Origin of the sequence: Paracoccus ravus, assembly GCF_004522175.1 — a bacterium.
Lineage (GTDB): Bacteria > Pseudomonadota > Alphaproteobacteria > Rhodobacterales > Rhodobacteraceae > Paracoccus > Paracoccus ravus.
Window position 1 is genome coordinate 136,917 of sequence record NZ_SDEB01000005.1, and the last position, 14,445, is coordinate 151,361.

The window sequence follows — 14,445 nt, forward strand, 5'->3', positions numbered from 1 at the left end:
GCCCCGCTTCCAGGCTGGTCAGTCCGCTTTGATCTGGCGCGCCTCGTCGATCAGCATGATCGGGATGCCATCATGGATCGGGAAGGCCAGCCCGGCGGCTTCCGAGATCAATTCCTGCCGCTGCGCGTCATAGCGCAGGGTCGTATGGGTCACCGGGCAGACCAGTGCCTCGAGCATGTGGCGATCAAAGCCGCGTTCGGCGGTTGGTGCTGGGCTTTTCTCGGTCATTGGATCCTCTCTTCGTCATCTCCGCCCCGAAGGGCGAATTCCAGAAGCCCGTCCAGCAATTCGCGACGATCCGCAAGGGTCGGGCTTTCCAGCAAGGCCTGTTTTTCCTCGGGGGTAAAGGGCAAGAGCATGGAAAGCGAGTTCACAAGCGTCTCTTCATCCACCACCCCGGCGGCATTCCAATCCGATGAAATCCCGCGCAATTCGGCATAGCGGCGAAGCCGCGCCATAAGAGCAAGTCGGTCGAAGCCTTCGATACATTCGGCCTGCTTGTTCAGATCGGCATCGAAGCCCACCCAATCGACCTCGGCGCTGCGATAGGGTCGGAACCCCTCTTCGATCCGGCCCAATCTGAAGCGCGAGAGTGCCTTGAGCGAGATCATCATGCGGTTATCGTCGAGTTCCGAGAATGCGACGATCCGCCCTGCGCAGCCAATCTGCGACAGCCTCTGCGAGCCGACCTGCGCAGGCTGGATCATCCCGATCAGCCGCGAGGGCGTGCGCAGCGCATCCTCGACCATTTGCAGGTAGCGCGGCTCGAATATCTGCAAGGGCAGACGGGTGCGAGGCAGAAGAACTGCCCCGCTCAGCGGGAAAAGCGGGATGCTTCCCGGCAGATCCGGGCTTTTTGCCATCTCAGAGGAAGATCAGCGACGACAGCCGACGACGACCTTTTTGGGCGATGGGATCGGTGGGCTTCAGTGCATCGAAAATGGTGATGAGCTGGGCTTTCGCTGCACCCTCGTTCCATTCGCGATCACGGCGGAAGCTTTCCAGAAGCTGATCGATCGCGGCTTCGACCTCGCCGTCGGCATGTAGCGCGGTCGCGTAATCGAAACGTGCCTGCTGATCGGCCGGATCGGCCTCGACCGAACGGCGTAGATCGTCGAGCGGCCCCGCCGAGCTCGCCTGACGCGCCAGTTGCAGCTGCGCACGCGCGGCCTCGACCGGGGCGGCCTTGGCGGCGGGGGCGGGAACATTGGCCAGATCGGCCTCGGCCGCGTCCAGATCGCCCATCGCCAGACGGGAGCGGATCAACCCGCCCCAAGCCACGGCATTTTCCGGCTCTTCGCCGATAATCGCGGCAAAGGTTTCGGCGGCATCCTCAAATGCACCCTCGGCCAGCATGGCCTCGGCCGCTTCCAGCGCATCGGCAAGGCCGCCGTCATCGCCACCCATCGCCGCGAGCTTGTCGACGAATTGCTTGATCTGGCTTTGCGGGACGGCCCCTTGGAACCCGTCGACCGGCTGGCCCTGGAAGAAGGCATAGACGGTCGGGATCGACTGCACGCGCATCTGTGCTGCGATCATCTGGTTCTCGTCGACATTGACCTTGGCCATGACGACGCGGCCTTTGTGGCGGGCAACTTCGGCCTCCATCTGCGGGCCGAGCGTCTTGCAAGGGCCGCACCACGGCGCCCAGAAATCAACGATGACCGGGACCTGCATGGATTTCTCGACCACTTCGGCCATGAAATTGGCCTCGGTCACGTCGATGATGAAGTCTTCGGTCTTGGGCGCGGGCTGAGCGGCGCCGTCAAAAAGCATGGCCATGGTCTTCCCCAGGAGTTCGGGTTTTATGCGTCACCGCGCAATATGGTGCGTCCGTGCCGGATCGGAAAGGGCGGATTAGAGATCGAAGCTGGCCAGCACCGGAACATGGTCGCTGGGCTGGTCCCAACCGCGCACCGGGCGCAGGATTCGGCTGGCGTGCCCGGCATTCGAAATATCGGGCGTGGCCCAGATATGATCCAGACGGCGGCCCTTGTCCGCCGCGTCCCAATCCCGGGCGCGGTAGCTCCACCAAGAATAGAGCAGCCCCTGTGGGATGTCCTGCCGTGTAATGTCCACCCACTTGCCCGCATCCTGCGCCGCGCCCAGATGCTCGACCTCGATCGGGGTATGGCTCACGATCTTCAGAAGCTGCTTGTGGGACCAGACATCGTCCTCGCGGGGGGCGATGTTCAGATCGCCCACCATGATGGATTTCGCCGGATTGTCGGCATGAAACGCGTCGCGCATCTCGGTCAGGAAGTCGAGCTTCTGGCCGAACTTCACATTCTGCTCGCGGTCCGGAATATCGCCGCCTGCGGGAACGTAGAAATTATGGATCGTGACCCCGTTTTCCAGCTTGGCGGCCACGTGCCGGGCATGACCCAGCCCGGCATAGTCGCGGTCCCCGGCATCCTCGAGCGGCAGCTTCGAGAGAATGGCGACGCCGTTATACCCCTTTTGGCCACGGGCCACGAGGTAGCGATACCCAAGCGCGGCGAAGGCCTCGACCGGGAATTTCTCGATCGGGGTCTTGATCTCTTGCAGACACAGGATGTCGGGCGCCTCTTCGGTCAGAAGTCGCGAGACCAGCGCCTCGCGCAGGCGAACCGAGTTGATGTTCCAGGTGGCGAGGGTGAACATGGCGGGGCCTCCTTGTGGTGAGGCGCGACCCTAGGGCCATGGCCCCGGCTTGTCCACCGGCGCGAGGCTTCGGGGGCAAGGCCCCCGCGCCCCGGTCGGCCCTCGATGGGCCGACCGGGGCGGGCCTGCCGCCCGCTCCCGCTACAACGCAAAGACCCGGCCACATGGGACCGGGTCATGCATGTGGCCGCATCCACCGGACCACTGGGCTTCGCAGGAAAAACCCGCCAGCCTCGCGGGGGTTCCCGTCCCTGTCACACCACCAGCCGGTATCCGCCGGATTCCGTCACCAGCAGCCGGGCGCTCGACGGATCGGGCTCGATCTTCTGACGCAGGCGGTAGATATGGGTCTCCAGCGTATGGGTGGTCACCCCCGCATTATAGCCCCAGACTTCGTGCAGCAGCACGTCGCGCGCCACCACGCCGTCCTGCGCGCGATAGAGGAACTTGAGGATGTTGGTTTCCTTTTCGGTCAACCGGATCTTGCGATCCTTCTGGTCGATCAGCATCTTCATCGCCGGCTTGAACGTATATGGCCCAAGCTGGAAGATCGCGTCCTCGGATTGCTCATGCGTGCGCAACTGGGCACGCAGCCGTGCCAGCAGAACCGGGAACTTGAACGGCTTGGTGATATAGTCATTCGCACCGCTGTCGAGACCAAGGATCGTATCGGCATCGGTGTCGTGCCCCGTCAGCATCACGACCGGGCATTTCACGCCCTGCTTGCGCAGCCGCTTGCAAAGCTCGCGCCCATCCGTATCGGGCAGGCCCACATCCAGAACAACCAGATCGAAGATCGCCCCCTTGGTGCGTTCGACCGCCTCATGTCCCGAACCTGCTTCGAAGACCTCGAAATCTTCGGTCGCGACCAATTGCTCGGCCAGCGCCTCGCGCAGGTCCTCTTCGTCATCGACCAGCAGGATCTTTTTCAGTCCGGCCATTCTTGCCTCCATGTGCTTTATGGCGGAAACGTGAGGGGACCGGGGGCGGGCGTCCAGCGCATTGCAGCAATTCTCACATGGAGTTGTCGGAAATCGTCCCTATGTTTCAGTTTGTTTCAATGCGGCCGTCCCGATGACCCTGATCCCGACCCTGACCGAGACCGTTTCCCGCGCCCGCGCGGACCTGCGAATGGGGCTTCCCGTCGCGATCGGCAGTGCGCTCGTCGCCGCCGTCGAGACGCTTTCGGCCCCGCGTCTGGACCTGTTGCGACGCCTTGGTCCGGCACATCTGGCGATCACGAGTTGGCGCGCCGAAACACTCAAGGCCCGCGTCTATGACAATGACCTGGCACGGATCGCGCTGCCGGGGGATGCCGATCTGCGCTGGTTGCGCGGCATGGCGGATCCTTCGGGCGACCTGATGATGCCGATGAAGGGCCCCTGCCATAGCCTTCGCGGCGGCGATGTCTCGGTCGAGCGCGCGGCGATCGCGCTGGTCAAATCCGCGCAGCTTCTGCCCGCGGCTCTGGTCGTCCCGGTCGAGAATGCCCCGGAAGGCCTGACCCGCCTCGCCCCCGGCCCGACATTGGAGCAGCTTGCCACCGAGGCGGCGATGGCTCCTGTGGCCGCCGCGCGCCTGCCCTTGCTCGCGGCCGAAAACGCCAAGCTGCATATCTTTCGTCCCGATGACGGGGCGGCCGAGCATTACGCGGTCGAGATCGGCCAGCCGTCGCGCGATGCGCCCGTCCTGGCGCGGCTGCATTCGGCCTGTTTCACCGGAGACGTCCTCGGCAGCCTGAAATGCGACTGCGGGCCGCAGCTTCATGCCGCGCTGGCCGCCATGGGGCAGGCAGGCGAGGGCGTGCTGCTTTACCTCAATCAAGAGGGGCGCGGCATTGGGCTGGCGAACAAGATGCGCGCCTATGCCCTGCAAAACCAAGGGTTCGACACCGTCGAGGCCAATCACCGGCTGGGCTTCGAGGATGACGAGCGCGATTTCCGGATCGGCGCGGGCATCCTGCGCCAGATGGGCTTCGGCAATGTCCGCCTGATGACCAACAACCCGCGCAAGGTCGCCATGCTCGAAAACCATGGCATCGGCGTGACTGAACGCGTGCCGCTGATCACGGCGCGCAATCGCCACAATACGGACTACCTCGACGTCAAGGCCGAAAAATCGGGGCATCTGCTGTGATGCGGCTCACGGGGATGGGGCTGGCGGTCCGGGGCAGAACGCTGCCCTGCTCGGTCGGGCGCGGCGGCCTCAGCGCGGCCAAGCGCGAGGGCGACGGGGCAACGCCCTTGGGCACGCATCGCATAGTGGGGTTACTTTACCGCCCCGACCGCGTCGCGCGGCCGGCGCGATGGGCACAGCCGATCCTGCCCGGAGATCTTTGGTGCGACGCCTCGGGCAATGACGAATACAACCAGTTCGTGCGCGCCCCCTTTGCGCCCAGCCACGAGGCGCTGCGTCGGCCCGACCCGCTTTACGATATCGTGCTGCTGACCGACTGGAACTGGCCCCATGCCGAGGCCGGCAAGGGCTCGGCGATCTTTCTGCACCAATGGCGCCGCCCCGGCTGCCCGACCGCCGGCTGCATCGCAATGGCGCGACGCGACCTGATCTGGCTGGCCTCGGTGGTGGTGCCGGGCGAGACCCTTGAGATTCCCGCCCTGCCCCGCTGGCCGCAGCGCGTCGTCTCGCGCCGTCACGGCAAGGATTAAAGCGGCCCAGTCAGGAAAAGCCGGATCTTGAGTCCGCCATGCGCGACATAGGGCCCCGGCTCGCGAAAGGGCAGTCCCGTGGCCCGGGCAAGCTGCGCGTCGCTGGTGACGATGGCCACGCGCCAGCCTTTGAATCGCTCGCGCAGGATCTCGCCCATGGCGGCATGCAATCCGAAAAGCGGGCCCTTGTTGCCGATCCTTGCACCATAGGGCGGGTTGATGATGACCAGTCCCGGGGGACCCTCGGGGCGCTCCAGATCGCCGATCGCGAGATTGTCAAACCGGGTCCACGTCGCGACGCCTGCACGCGCGGCGTTCTCGCCGCTCATGCGGATCGCGCCGGGATCGCGGTCACTGCCGAAAAAACGCACTGCATCGAGGGTCGTCCCGGCGGCCTTTGCCGCGCGCAGCTTTTCCCATGCCGCAGCATCGAAGCCTGCGAAATGTTCAAAGGCGAAACCGCGCAGTCGGCCGGGAGCAAGCCCGGCCGCGATCTCGGCCGCCTCGATGACGAAAGTCCCCGATCCGCACATCGGGTCCAGCACCGGCTCGCGCCCGTCAAAGCCGCATTGGCGCAGGAACATGGCGGCCATGGTCTCGCGCATGGGGGCCTTGCCCACGGCCTGCTTATGCCCGCGCTTGTGCAGCGACTCGCCCGAACTGTCGAGGCTGATGGTGCAGAGATCGTCCTCGATCCGGATCTTGATCGTGACCGGGGCGTCATCGGCGATGGTCGCGCCAAGGCTTTCGCGCAAGGCGGCCTCGATGCGCTGGGTGATCGCACCGGCATGATAGATGCGGGACTTGCGGCTGGTGGCCTCGACTCGGACCGGCACATCTGCACGCAGGAAATCGGCCCAGGGAAAGCGGCGCGCGCGCTTGTCGAGCTGCGCTGGATGCATCGCGCGGAAGCTGCCGATCCGCACCAGCACCCGGGTCGCGCCCCGGATCATCAGGTTGGCGCGCCAGACCTCGGGCCAGCCGCCGGCAAAGGTCACCCCGCCCGGCGTGATCTGGGCGTCGAAGCCCAGGGCGCGGGCCTCATCCAGCAAAGGCTGCTCCAACCCCGGCGTCGCGACGAGGAATATCTCCATCCGCGACGGATCGGCGGCCAGAGGCGCGGCTTCGGGCTTTTGGTCAGGCGCTGCGGGCGCCAGCCGACGGGGCGGTCTGGATTTGGGCGTCATGTCATCTTGGCTGAAAGGGTCCCGTATCATGCTTGAAATGCATCGGGATGGCAATTGGCGCCGATTATCGCCGAATCGGGGACAGTGTCGCCCTGATCCCTGCCATTTCTCGCCGCAATGGCAGGTCCTAGATAGGACATAACGCAAAAAGGAGAGTTCCATGGCGAGCAGTGACGGCCCCATCCAGATCGGTCGCGTGGCCTTGAGGGTCAAGGACCTGCACAAGGTCAGCGCGTTCTACCAGCGGATCATCGGCCTTGCATATCTGCGGGGCGACGGAGAGCAGCATATCCTGGGCGTTGGAGATCTTGCGCTGCTCGATCTGCGCAGCGACCGCGCGGCGCGGCATCACTCGAATGAGGCGGGCCTGTTCCACACGGCCTTCCTTCTGCCAGACCGCGTCGCATTGGGCAGCTGGCTGCGCTTTGCCGCCGCGAACCGGGTTTCACTTGATGGCGCATCGGACCATCTGGTCAGCGAAGCGCTCTATCTGCACGATCCCGAGGGCAATGGGATCGAGATCTATGCGGATCGCCCCCGCGACGACTGGCGGCATCATGGCGGCGAGGTGGTGATGGATACCCGCCCCCTCGACCTTGCCGCCCTGCAAAGGATCGGGAGCGACGATTGGCAGGCCGCTCCGAATGGCACCGTCATCGGGCATGTCCATCTGCAAGTCGGAAACATCGCGAAAGCCGAGGATTTCTACACGAGCCGCCTTGGCATGGATCGGACATCGCATCGCCCTGGCGCGAGCTTCTTTGGAAGCGGCGGATATCACCACCATCTGGCGGGAAATATCTGGAACAGCCGGGCCGCGGGACAGCGCCGCCCCGATACCGCGGGCTTGGCCGAGATCGTCCTTCAGGCCGATGCGACACGGTTGGACCAGCTTGGCGCGGGCAGCCTTGCCGATCCCTGGGGCACCGAGTTCCGCATCGAAGCCAAGGCCCGGACCCGGCGCTAGCCGGGCTGCCACAGCCCGCCCTCGCGCCGAAAGCGGATGATCTGGGGCGGGCGGAAGCCCCGCTCGTTCATCGGTGAGACATGGCGATGGATCGCCAATTCGTCGCCGGCGAAATCGAGGACCGCAAACTCGTTCTGCAAATCATCCTCGCGCGCGCAAAGCGCAGTGCCGCCCTGGATTTGCAAGAGGCTGCGCCCCGAAGGCGCAAGAAACGCGCCCGCCGACCAAATATGCAGATGGCCCGAAAGGACCAGATCGACGCCCGAGCGCTCGAAGAGGGCAAGCGCGTCCGACGCGCCGCGCATCAGCGCCTTGTCCACCTCGGGGCGCTGCTGCATCGGATGATGCAGCGCGACGATATTGATGCAATCCGGTTGGACCGCCTCGACGGCGCGGCGCATCTGGGCCGGGGTCAGGATGCCGCGCTGCCAGGACATCGGATCGACGCTGTTCAGCCCCTGCACGCGGACCGCGCCGACATGGCCGATCGGCTCAAGCTCGTCCGCGATGCTGCGGCGATAGCGCAGATAAGGCTGCATCATCCGGTCGGTCAGCCGGTAAAGCGGTATGTCGTGATTGCCGGGAACCGCGATCAGCGGGGCCTCGATCCGACGCAGAAAGGCGCGGGCGCGGGCAAATTGCGACGATCGGCCACGATGGGTCAGGTCTCCGGTGACCACCACAAGATTGGCCTCGGCCCCATTGACCAGATCCAGCAGCGGCTCGATGAGCTCGCGCCGTTCAAAGCCGAAATGCAGGTCTGACAGATGGATGATCCGCGTCATTCCCGATCAGGACCCCCGTCTGCTGCCGGAACCAGCACGCGCAGCGCGCCCGCCCGGACGCGAATCCTAAACGGCGAATCCATCCAGCATTTCTCGCCATCATGAGCGATATATTCATGGCGCGGGAGCGCCTCGATTTCCATTTCCTCGGCGCTCACCAGATCGAAATCCTGATATCGCGCGGAGTTGCCCAGAGCCAGCCGCAGGGCCGAGCGCACCAAAGGCCAGGGGTAGCGCGCGCGCGCCACCAGCACCGCCAGCCGCCCTGCCCGCACATCCGCCGCCCCGTCGAGGCCAAAGTTTTCCAGCTGATAGGCGCTGCGGGCGACAAAGGCGAGCGCGGTGGTGAAATGATGCTCCTTCCCTTCGGCGCGAAGCGTCAGACGGATCGGATGGCGCAGGTTCCACATCGCAACGACCGCCGACCAATAGGCCGCCAGCCTGCTGCGCCCCCAACGTCGATAGATATCCTCGCGCCGCTTGAGAATTTCGGGATAGGCGCCAAAGCTGACATTGTTCAGAAACAGCATGCCATTGATCTCACCGGTATCGATCCGGCGCAGCGCAGGGCGGTCAAGGACCGCAAGCGCCTCATCAACGGACTGGCCGATACCAAGGTCGCGCGAGAAGTAGTTGAACGTCCCACCAGGAACCACCGCCATGACCGCGTCCGTCCCGGCCAGCACGCTGGCAATGGCGGCCTGCGTCCCATCGCCGCCAATCGCAACCACAAGATCGCTTCCAGCCGCCAAAGCTTCGCCAGCCGCCGCCGGCAGATCGGCCCCGCGGGCGACGCGACGGATCTCGAAGGCCGCCACGCGCGCTTCCAGCCGGTCGCGGATTCGCATGGCGATCGCGTCGCCATCCTGACGTCCTGATCCGGGATTGACGATGACAGCGACCCTCGCCTGGGCCAGATCGTAGCTGAATTGCTCTTCCATGCCGTCCCCGTCCGTCAACCAGTTTCCTGAACCCGCGGCTGGAGCCCAGGTTCCGACTACCTTGGACGCGCCCCACACCTTCGGCCGTTTTATATATAAAAAACAATAACTTGAAAAATTAGTTAAGATTTTTCCGAAAAATCGGCTTTTTCCACTTGCGCCCATCGGCACAGTCCCATAAATCACCGCTCACCGAAGGGGACGACGGCAAACGAAGCCGAAACAGCCGACGGAATGGAGTGCGGGCGTAGCTCAGGGGTAGAGCATAACCTTGCCAAGGTTAGGGTCGTGAGTTCGAATCTCATCGCCCGCTCCAAATACTCTCCGGATGGAGAAAACAGAAAAGCGGCCTTCGGGCCGCTTTTCTGTTTTCTGCGTCGCGCGAGATCAGCAAAGAGACATGCCTGCTTGGAACGGACCGAATTGCGCATTCTCTTGCAGCAACTTGTCTTGCGCTGACCCTGCGAAGTCGCTAAACACTGCGGGGCTACGGCAACGGCGGGTTGGCGGAGAGGTTACGCAGCGGATTGCAAATCCGTGAAGACCGGTTCGATTCCGGTACCCGCCTCCAAATCTCCACACAGGTCATTGTTTTTCCTTAATATTAAGTGCGGCTTGATTCGCACCCCATCACTGTACCCATCATCTCTAGAATGATTGGACGCGACGGGATGCGCCGGAATCAGACTTGCCCGCCATCGGAGAGATAGCGAGCGATCTGCGTCACAGGGCCTTCTCTACGCCTTGCAACGACAATTCCAGGTCATGCAACTTCTGCACCTCTTGGACGCGCTCCCCGACAACGCGGATAAGATTGATGATGCCCGAACACATTGTAGTATCGTATCCGGCCAGATGGTCGGTCGCCACTTCGTCAAGGACGCACAGCAGCGCCCCGATGGTGTGAAGCTCGGCCTCGGTGTCGCAATGGGCGGTGAAATAGCTCATGCCACGGCCCCTTTCGGGAGGTTAACGATGTCCAAGCTCTCGTTAAGGCCACTGCTGAGGCTGAATGCCTTTTCGGCCAGATCAACCAAGAGGGCGCGAGCGTCCTCCTCTTCGCGAGTGGACAGGGCGCGCATGGCGCGGGCGATGGCTTCCAGTGCCGCTGCATCGCCCTGCATCTTTTCCAGATAGGTTTCGAGCGCGCTCATTCCCGGACCTCCTGTGCTGCGTTGTAAGCCCGCATCACAAGCGGCATCGCATCCCCGAGATAAACCCAATCAAGCGACATCCCCACGCGCTGGACATAGGTCAAGAACTCGTCGCTGAACGTGTGGCCGTCCTCTCCGCCTTGATCGAAAAGCACCTTCTCGGCGGGGAAAAGCGGTGTGCCCGTCCATTCAGCAAAGGCGGCAAGGCGTTCGGCCACGCCCTCGGGAAGGGCAGATACTGACACGGTACTCATGCCACTCCCTCCATCAGCTTGCCGACGCGGCGCAGCGCTGTGCGCATGTAGCTGCGCGCCTCACGCTCGGCGGTCGTGTAGCCCTTCGGACGCTCGGATGCGTCCAGGGCAAGCGTCAAGCAGTCGTGGATTTCGTGAAGGCTTGCGACAGGCAAGCCGGGTCCGTTATGGCAATGGGTAGCCATTCGCGTTCTCCCTTAAAGAACGGGTTTCGGTTAGGGCGGGAAGGTGTTCCAGCACCTTGCCCGCCTGCATACTTTTTGACATTATAAACTATAATCGGTCAAGGACTTTTTAATGTCAAAAAGTGAAGGTAAGCGTATGGGGCGTCCACGTGTGGATTCGGAGGCGATCACCGTTCGAGTTCGCAGGGACGTCCTAGACTGGCTCGACGCAGAACGCGCGAAGCTAGAGCCGCAGCCGACGCGGCCGGAGATGATCCGGCTGTTCCTTGAGGAACGGCGCGGCCGCAACGGCTCACAAGTCACGCCACGATTTCCTCATCGTGAATCATAGTCATGTGATCGCAAAGAAGTCGCATTCTGCCTAAAATTCACTTGCATTAACGCTGCACTTGACAACGTGTGCTATACTAACGCCGACGCTAAATCAGGGCCGGAGGACGCAATGTACGACGCTATCACGATTGCCGACGACATCCTGAAGCTTGCCAAGGCAAAAGGTAAAACGCTGACGCCGATGCAGCTGATGAAGCTCACTTACATTGCTCACGGCTGGGCCCTTGCCATCCTGAAGCGCGACCTGTTCCGCAATCGCATTGAGGCGTGGCAGTACGGACCCGTCATACCAGACCTTTATCACGCCACGAAATCATATGGCGGAAAGTCCATCCCATTCAGCGCGGTAGGTGACCCAGACACGCCGTCGACCGATCCTGAAACTCGTTCGTTCCTACAGGACGTATTCGAGAAGTATGGACATATGGACGGCATAACACTCTCATACCTCACCCATCAAAGCGGGACGCCATGGGACCAAGTATACGTTCCCAATGTCCGGCGAATTGAGATCCCAGACGAGTTGATAAAGAAGCATTACAGCGAGTTACTGCTTGCAAGACAAGAAGCCGCCTGAGATCCCCACTCCCGATTTCAGCGAGCCGCCGCCTTGGGCGGATCGTTCGACTGCCGAAAGTGAGCAGAAGAACTGGGGCAAGCTGGACGAAATTCGCCAGAGAAACGACCACTGGTGGCTAACGACATACGGCTGCATTGTCGTGGTTATCACAGTGGTCTTTTCTACGCTGTTCACGCTGAGCCTAGTGGCTTGGGCTTGGCATTACCTTGCCCCCTCATGTTGGGGATGGTTGAGCGCCGATCAACTTGGGAAAGTTCAGGGAACGCTCTTTAGCGGGGGCATGGGTGCCATAGTCACTGCTATAGCCAAGAAGCAGATTGACAAAGGCTGAATGTGGCATCTCGTGCATTGCGGAATCACTGCGCACCTTTGATTTCATACGACCCCAGAAAACCTAGCAAATGCCGAGCTTTGTCTCTGGTCCGCACCTGCCAAATTCAAACGGCAGGAAAAAATCTCCGAATGGGTAGGACGCGGGTTGCCAGAGCAAAGCGGCTCCTGACCTTTCGGCACCCCTACCCCCTACTGAATCCCGACCTCAGTGAAAATGAAGGGGGGACGCGGGTACGCAGGCGGAATGGGGGGCGAGATGCTCCCGCCCCCTGGGCAGCTTAGGAGCCGTCCGTGACGTTGAACACGGTGAAGGCAGATTCGTGTTCGGCAGCGATGTCGGCCCGCAGGTGTGCAACAAACGCATATTGATGCACATCGGCGTAGCGTTCGCGCAGCACCTCGATCCGCAGGCCAGCCCGCAGGCCGATCAGCAGCTTCGACCAGTCACCCGCGAAGACAGGGGCCTCATCGGTTCCCGTCCCCAAGTTCAGGGGCAAGGCGGTCGTTGCCAGCATCGGCACGTTCGCAATCGCGGGCGGGATATTCAGCGGCTGTCCCGTGGTATCCGTAAGTCCCGACAGCAGGCCCTCGTCACGCGACGACATGATGTAGGCCGTGACATCCGAGTTCGCCCCGCGAAGGGCAGTCCGCGCGGCCAGCAGCTTGCCATAGGTCAGCGCGCCAGCCGTTACGGTAGTGGAGGTCTTGCCCACGAAGTTGATAACGCCACGGGGTTGCGGCGCGGTGCCGGTTCCCAGAAGCGCCACGCGATCAAGCTCAGCCGCCATTGCCGACGCGATGATATTCGGCAGGGCAGTGCCCAGATTGACCGAGTCCTCCAGAAGCTCGCGGCTGACCTTGACCATGACGGCCAACATGCGGGGCACAAGCTGGACCTGCGAAAAGGTCGGTTCGCTTTCGGCAATGGCCGCGTTTTCCAGACGCCACGCCGGAACCGGATCAGTCGCCACCTTCGCAATGGTGTGATGATCTGACGAAAGCGGCATGGTCACAGCCCCCGCACGGAACACCACCGACGCGGCCCGCAGGCGATCAATCAGGCGGGCTTCCAGAATGGTCGGCACAGTGTAGCCACCAGCGCTGTCGCTGCCCTCGGCCAGCGCCCGCCGCTCGATGTCGTTCTGTGCCCCCGTCACCATCGCGCGGAAGAACGCGCCTTCGGTCAGACCGCGCAGAGTGTCGCCGCCTTGAAAACGGTTGGTACGAACGTGTTCAACCATGCTTTGCCCCGACCGCAGTAGTGGCACTTGCGGATTTTCGTTCAGATCACTTTCCATGTAGTCGCTGGAGCCGATAGGCCCTTGCTCCACGTCCGATTGTTTCGGTGCGCGGCTGAATGGATTGCGCCCATCGGCACGTGCACCACGGTCACCGATCTGGCTGCGAATGTCCTTTTCCTGCTCCATCACCTCGTAGCAGTGAAGCAGCACGTCATGGCATTCTTCGATGCATCGCGCTTCGCTTTCGGGCATGGAATCCGTGATCTTGTCCGCCAGATCGCGAGCGGCCCGCAGCGTATCGGCCTGAACGCTGTTGAGCGTCTTCCAGTCGAAGGTGTGGGCGGAAAAGTCCTTGTCGCGCTTGAGGCCAAGCCTACCGGCAATGGCGGTTGCGTGACGGCGAACGGCAATCAAGTGGCTGTCAGTGAAGTCTAGCATGATGATTTCTCCAAGCGGTGCGGCAGGTACGCGAAAGCACCGCAGTCGGTTGATGTTTCCGATTGCTATGCCCGAGCGCATCACCGCCATCAGCGGCCCGCAAGGAAGACATCCGGGAAGCAGCGGCCATCAGCCAGAAGCGCAGGATGTATTCGGAACATAGCAGATTCAGAGGATTGCGGCAAGAATCAGGCCGAACCGGCGTGCCCTGTGGTTACGAGGTGCTTGCGGGCCAGATACGTGAGCGCGCGGGACAGGCCTTCTACGCCCTCGACCTCTACGTGAAGTTCGATAGCAGCGGTGAGCATTGCCGCCGCGAAGATTCGGACGTCGCCTTGGTCCTCGGCGAGATCCTCGACGCCATCGGCGACCAAGCGGCGAGCGCGCTCGACATCCGGGTGACGGGTCATGTCAGACATTGGCGCGTCCTCCCTTCATGGCCTGCCGCATCGTGTAGCCATAGGCTGACATAGCCCTGCGCGTGACGTCCGCATGGGCGTTCCAAACGCGCATATGTTTTCCCCCGCCCTCTTGAGTGACCGGGGACGCGACAAATTGCCGCCCATCAGCCGCCACGATCAGGCGACACCCCTTCATTGGACGCGCACGACCAATTAGGTCGAACGTAGCGAGCAATCTTTCTCCGCTGCTGCCCGGAAGCGCGAAGTGAACCTTCAGATTTCGGACGAAGTAGGTAGAAGCCGTCACGGCAATCTCCTTTGCGTTTTTTCTGAATTG

Annotated in this window: 20 protein-coding genes and 2 tRNA genes; 7 read left to right on the forward strand and 15 right to left on the reverse strand. The window is 62.6% G+C overall.

Annotated elements, in window-relative coordinates; genetic code table 11:
* Nucleotides 1-18: 18 nt before the first annotated feature.
* From ESZ60_RS06225 to ESZ60_RS06245, 5 genes are all read right to left on the reverse strand, one after another.
* Nucleotides 19-228, reverse strand: a complete 210-nt coding sequence (locus ESZ60_RS06225; protein ID WP_134679556.1) for a Trm112 family protein — start codon at nucleotides 226-228, stop codon at nucleotides 19-21.
* A complete protein-coding gene (locus tag ESZ60_RS06230) occupies nucleotides 225-863 on the reverse strand; it encodes an LON peptidase substrate-binding domain-containing protein (RefSeq protein WP_134679557.1) in 639 nt (212 codons plus the stop codon). Before ESZ60_RS06230 ends, ESZ60_RS06225 begins: the two co-directional genes overlap by 4 nt.
* Nucleotide 864: 1 nt before the next feature.
* A complete protein-coding gene (trxA, locus tag ESZ60_RS06235; RefSeq protein ID WP_134679645.1) occupies nucleotides 865-1,776 on the reverse strand; it encodes a thioredoxin in 912 nt (303 codons plus the stop codon).
* An 81-nt stretch (nucleotides 1,777-1,857) separates the two neighbouring features.
* Nucleotides 1,858-2,643, reverse strand: a complete 786-nt coding sequence (locus ESZ60_RS06240; RefSeq protein ID WP_134679558.1) for an exodeoxyribonuclease III — start codon at nucleotides 2,641-2,643, stop codon at nucleotides 1,858-1,860.
* Between the two features lie 254 nt (nucleotides 2,644-2,897).
* A complete protein-coding gene (locus ESZ60_RS06245) occupies nucleotides 2,898-3,584 on the reverse strand; it encodes a response regulator transcription factor (protein ID WP_134679559.1) in 687 nt (228 codons plus the stop codon).
* Nucleotides 3,585-3,717: 133 nt separating this feature from the next.
* Between ESZ60_RS06245 and ribA the strand changes: the two genes are divergently transcribed.
* Nucleotides 3,718-4,779 carry a GTP cyclohydrolase II gene (gene ribA, locus ESZ60_RS06250; protein ID WP_134679560.1) on the forward strand — a complete coding sequence of 354 codons (1,062 nt, stop codon included), beginning with the start codon at nucleotides 3,718-3,720 and terminating at the stop codon, nucleotides 4,777-4,779.
* Nucleotides 4,779-5,309, forward strand: coding sequence for a L,D-transpeptidase family protein (locus tag ESZ60_RS06255; RefSeq protein WP_134679646.1), 531 nt, complete (start codon nucleotides 4,779-4,781; stop codon nucleotides 5,307-5,309). Before ribA ends, ESZ60_RS06255 begins: the two co-directional genes overlap by 1 nt.
* On the opposite strand, the gene ESZ60_RS06260 is transcribed toward ESZ60_RS06255, so the two are convergent.
* Entirely contained in the window at nucleotides 5,306-6,403 is a 1,098-nt protein-coding gene (locus tag ESZ60_RS06260) for a THUMP domain-containing class I SAM-dependent RNA methyltransferase (protein ID WP_167620079.1), read from the reverse strand. The two genes, ESZ60_RS06255 and ESZ60_RS06260, sit on opposite strands and share 4 nt — an antisense overlap.
* A 253-nt stretch (nucleotides 6,404-6,656) precedes the next feature.
* Between ESZ60_RS06260 and ESZ60_RS06265 the strand changes: the two genes are divergently transcribed.
* On the forward strand, nucleotides 6,657-7,463 hold the full coding sequence (locus tag ESZ60_RS06265; protein WP_134679562.1) for a VOC family protein: 807 nt from the start codon (nucleotides 6,657-6,659) through the stop codon (nucleotides 7,461-7,463).
* Here the strand turns inward: ESZ60_RS06265 and ESZ60_RS06270 are convergent.
* Both ESZ60_RS06270 and ESZ60_RS06275 read right to left on the reverse strand, forming a co-directional pair.
* Nucleotides 7,460-8,248 carry a metallophosphoesterase family protein gene (locus ESZ60_RS06270; protein ID WP_134679563.1) on the reverse strand — a complete coding sequence of 263 codons (789 nt, stop codon included), beginning with the start codon at nucleotides 8,246-8,248 and terminating at the stop codon, nucleotides 7,460-7,462. The genes ESZ60_RS06265 and ESZ60_RS06270 overlap by 4 nt on opposite strands.
* Nucleotides 8,245-9,207: a diacylglycerol/lipid kinase family protein gene (locus ESZ60_RS06275; protein WP_245155597.1), complete on the reverse strand. Its 963-nt coding sequence runs from the start codon at nucleotides 9,205-9,207 to the stop codon at nucleotides 8,245-8,247. The genes ESZ60_RS06270 and ESZ60_RS06275 overlap by 4 nt, the downstream gene beginning before the upstream one ends.
* 223 nt (nucleotides 9,208-9,430) lie before the next feature.
* Here ESZ60_RS06275 and ESZ60_RS06280 point away from each other — a divergent pair.
* Both ESZ60_RS06280 and ESZ60_RS06285 read left to right on the forward strand, forming a co-directional pair.
* Nucleotides 9,431-9,505: transfer RNA gene (locus ESZ60_RS06280), tRNA-Gly, on the forward strand.
* Nucleotides 9,506-9,686: 181 nt separating this feature from the next.
* Nucleotides 9,687-9,760, forward strand: a tRNA-Cys gene (locus ESZ60_RS06285).
* A gap of 152 nt (nucleotides 9,761-9,912) precedes the next feature.
* Here ESZ60_RS06285 and ESZ60_RS06290 read toward each other — a convergent pair.
* From ESZ60_RS06290 to ESZ60_RS06305, 4 genes are read right to left on the reverse strand one after another with little or no spacing between them, the layout of a single operon-like run.
* On the reverse strand, nucleotides 9,913-10,137 hold the full coding sequence (locus tag ESZ60_RS06290) for a hypothetical protein (protein WP_134679564.1): 225 nt from the start codon (nucleotides 10,135-10,137) through the stop codon (nucleotides 9,913-9,915).
* Entirely contained in the window at nucleotides 10,134-10,343 is a 210-nt protein-coding gene (locus tag ESZ60_RS06295; RefSeq protein ID WP_134679565.1) for a hypothetical protein, read from the reverse strand. Before ESZ60_RS06295 ends, ESZ60_RS06290 begins: the two co-directional genes overlap by 4 nt.
* Entirely contained in the window at nucleotides 10,340-10,597 is a 258-nt protein-coding gene (locus ESZ60_RS06300; RefSeq protein WP_134679566.1) for a hypothetical protein, read from the reverse strand. Before ESZ60_RS06300 ends, ESZ60_RS06295 begins: the two co-directional genes overlap by 4 nt.
* Nucleotides 10,594-10,782: a hypothetical protein gene (locus ESZ60_RS06305; protein WP_134679567.1), complete on the reverse strand. Its 189-nt coding sequence runs from the start codon at nucleotides 10,780-10,782 to the stop codon at nucleotides 10,594-10,596. The genes ESZ60_RS06300 and ESZ60_RS06305 overlap by 4 nt, the downstream gene beginning before the upstream one ends.
* 442 nt (nucleotides 10,783-11,224) lie before the next feature.
* Here ESZ60_RS06305 and ESZ60_RS06310 point away from each other — a divergent pair, with 442 nt between their 5' ends.
* Nucleotides 11,225-11,692: a Panacea domain-containing protein gene (locus ESZ60_RS06310; protein ID WP_134679568.1), complete on the forward strand. Its 468-nt coding sequence runs from the start codon at nucleotides 11,225-11,227 to the stop codon at nucleotides 11,690-11,692.
* The gene (locus tag ESZ60_RS06315; RefSeq protein ID WP_134679569.1) at nucleotides 11,670-12,026 is read left to right on the forward strand and encodes a hypothetical protein; all 357 of its coding nucleotides are present in this window, start codon (nucleotides 11,670-11,672) and stop codon (nucleotides 12,024-12,026) included. The genes ESZ60_RS06310 and ESZ60_RS06315 overlap by 23 nt, the downstream gene beginning before the upstream one ends.
* A gap of 280 nt (nucleotides 12,027-12,306) precedes the next feature.
* Here the strand turns inward: ESZ60_RS06315 and ESZ60_RS06320 are convergent, their stop codons facing one another.
* The 3 genes from ESZ60_RS06320 to ESZ60_RS06330 form a co-directional block, all read right to left on the reverse strand.
* A complete protein-coding gene (locus tag ESZ60_RS06320; protein ID WP_134679570.1) occupies nucleotides 12,307-13,797 on the reverse strand; it encodes a phage major capsid protein in 1,491 nt (496 codons plus the stop codon).
* Between the two features lie 98 nt (nucleotides 13,798-13,895).
* Nucleotides 13,896-14,126 (reverse strand): hypothetical protein, encoded by a 231-nt coding sequence (locus ESZ60_RS06325; RefSeq protein WP_134679571.1) that lies wholly within the window; start codon nucleotides 14,124-14,126, stop codon nucleotides 13,896-13,898.
* Nucleotides 14,119-14,415, reverse strand: a complete 297-nt coding sequence (locus ESZ60_RS06330; protein WP_134679572.1) for a hypothetical protein — start codon at nucleotides 14,413-14,415, stop codon at nucleotides 14,119-14,121. The genes ESZ60_RS06325 and ESZ60_RS06330 overlap by 8 nt, the downstream gene beginning before the upstream one ends.
* Nucleotides 14,416-14,445 lie beyond the last annotated feature (30 nt).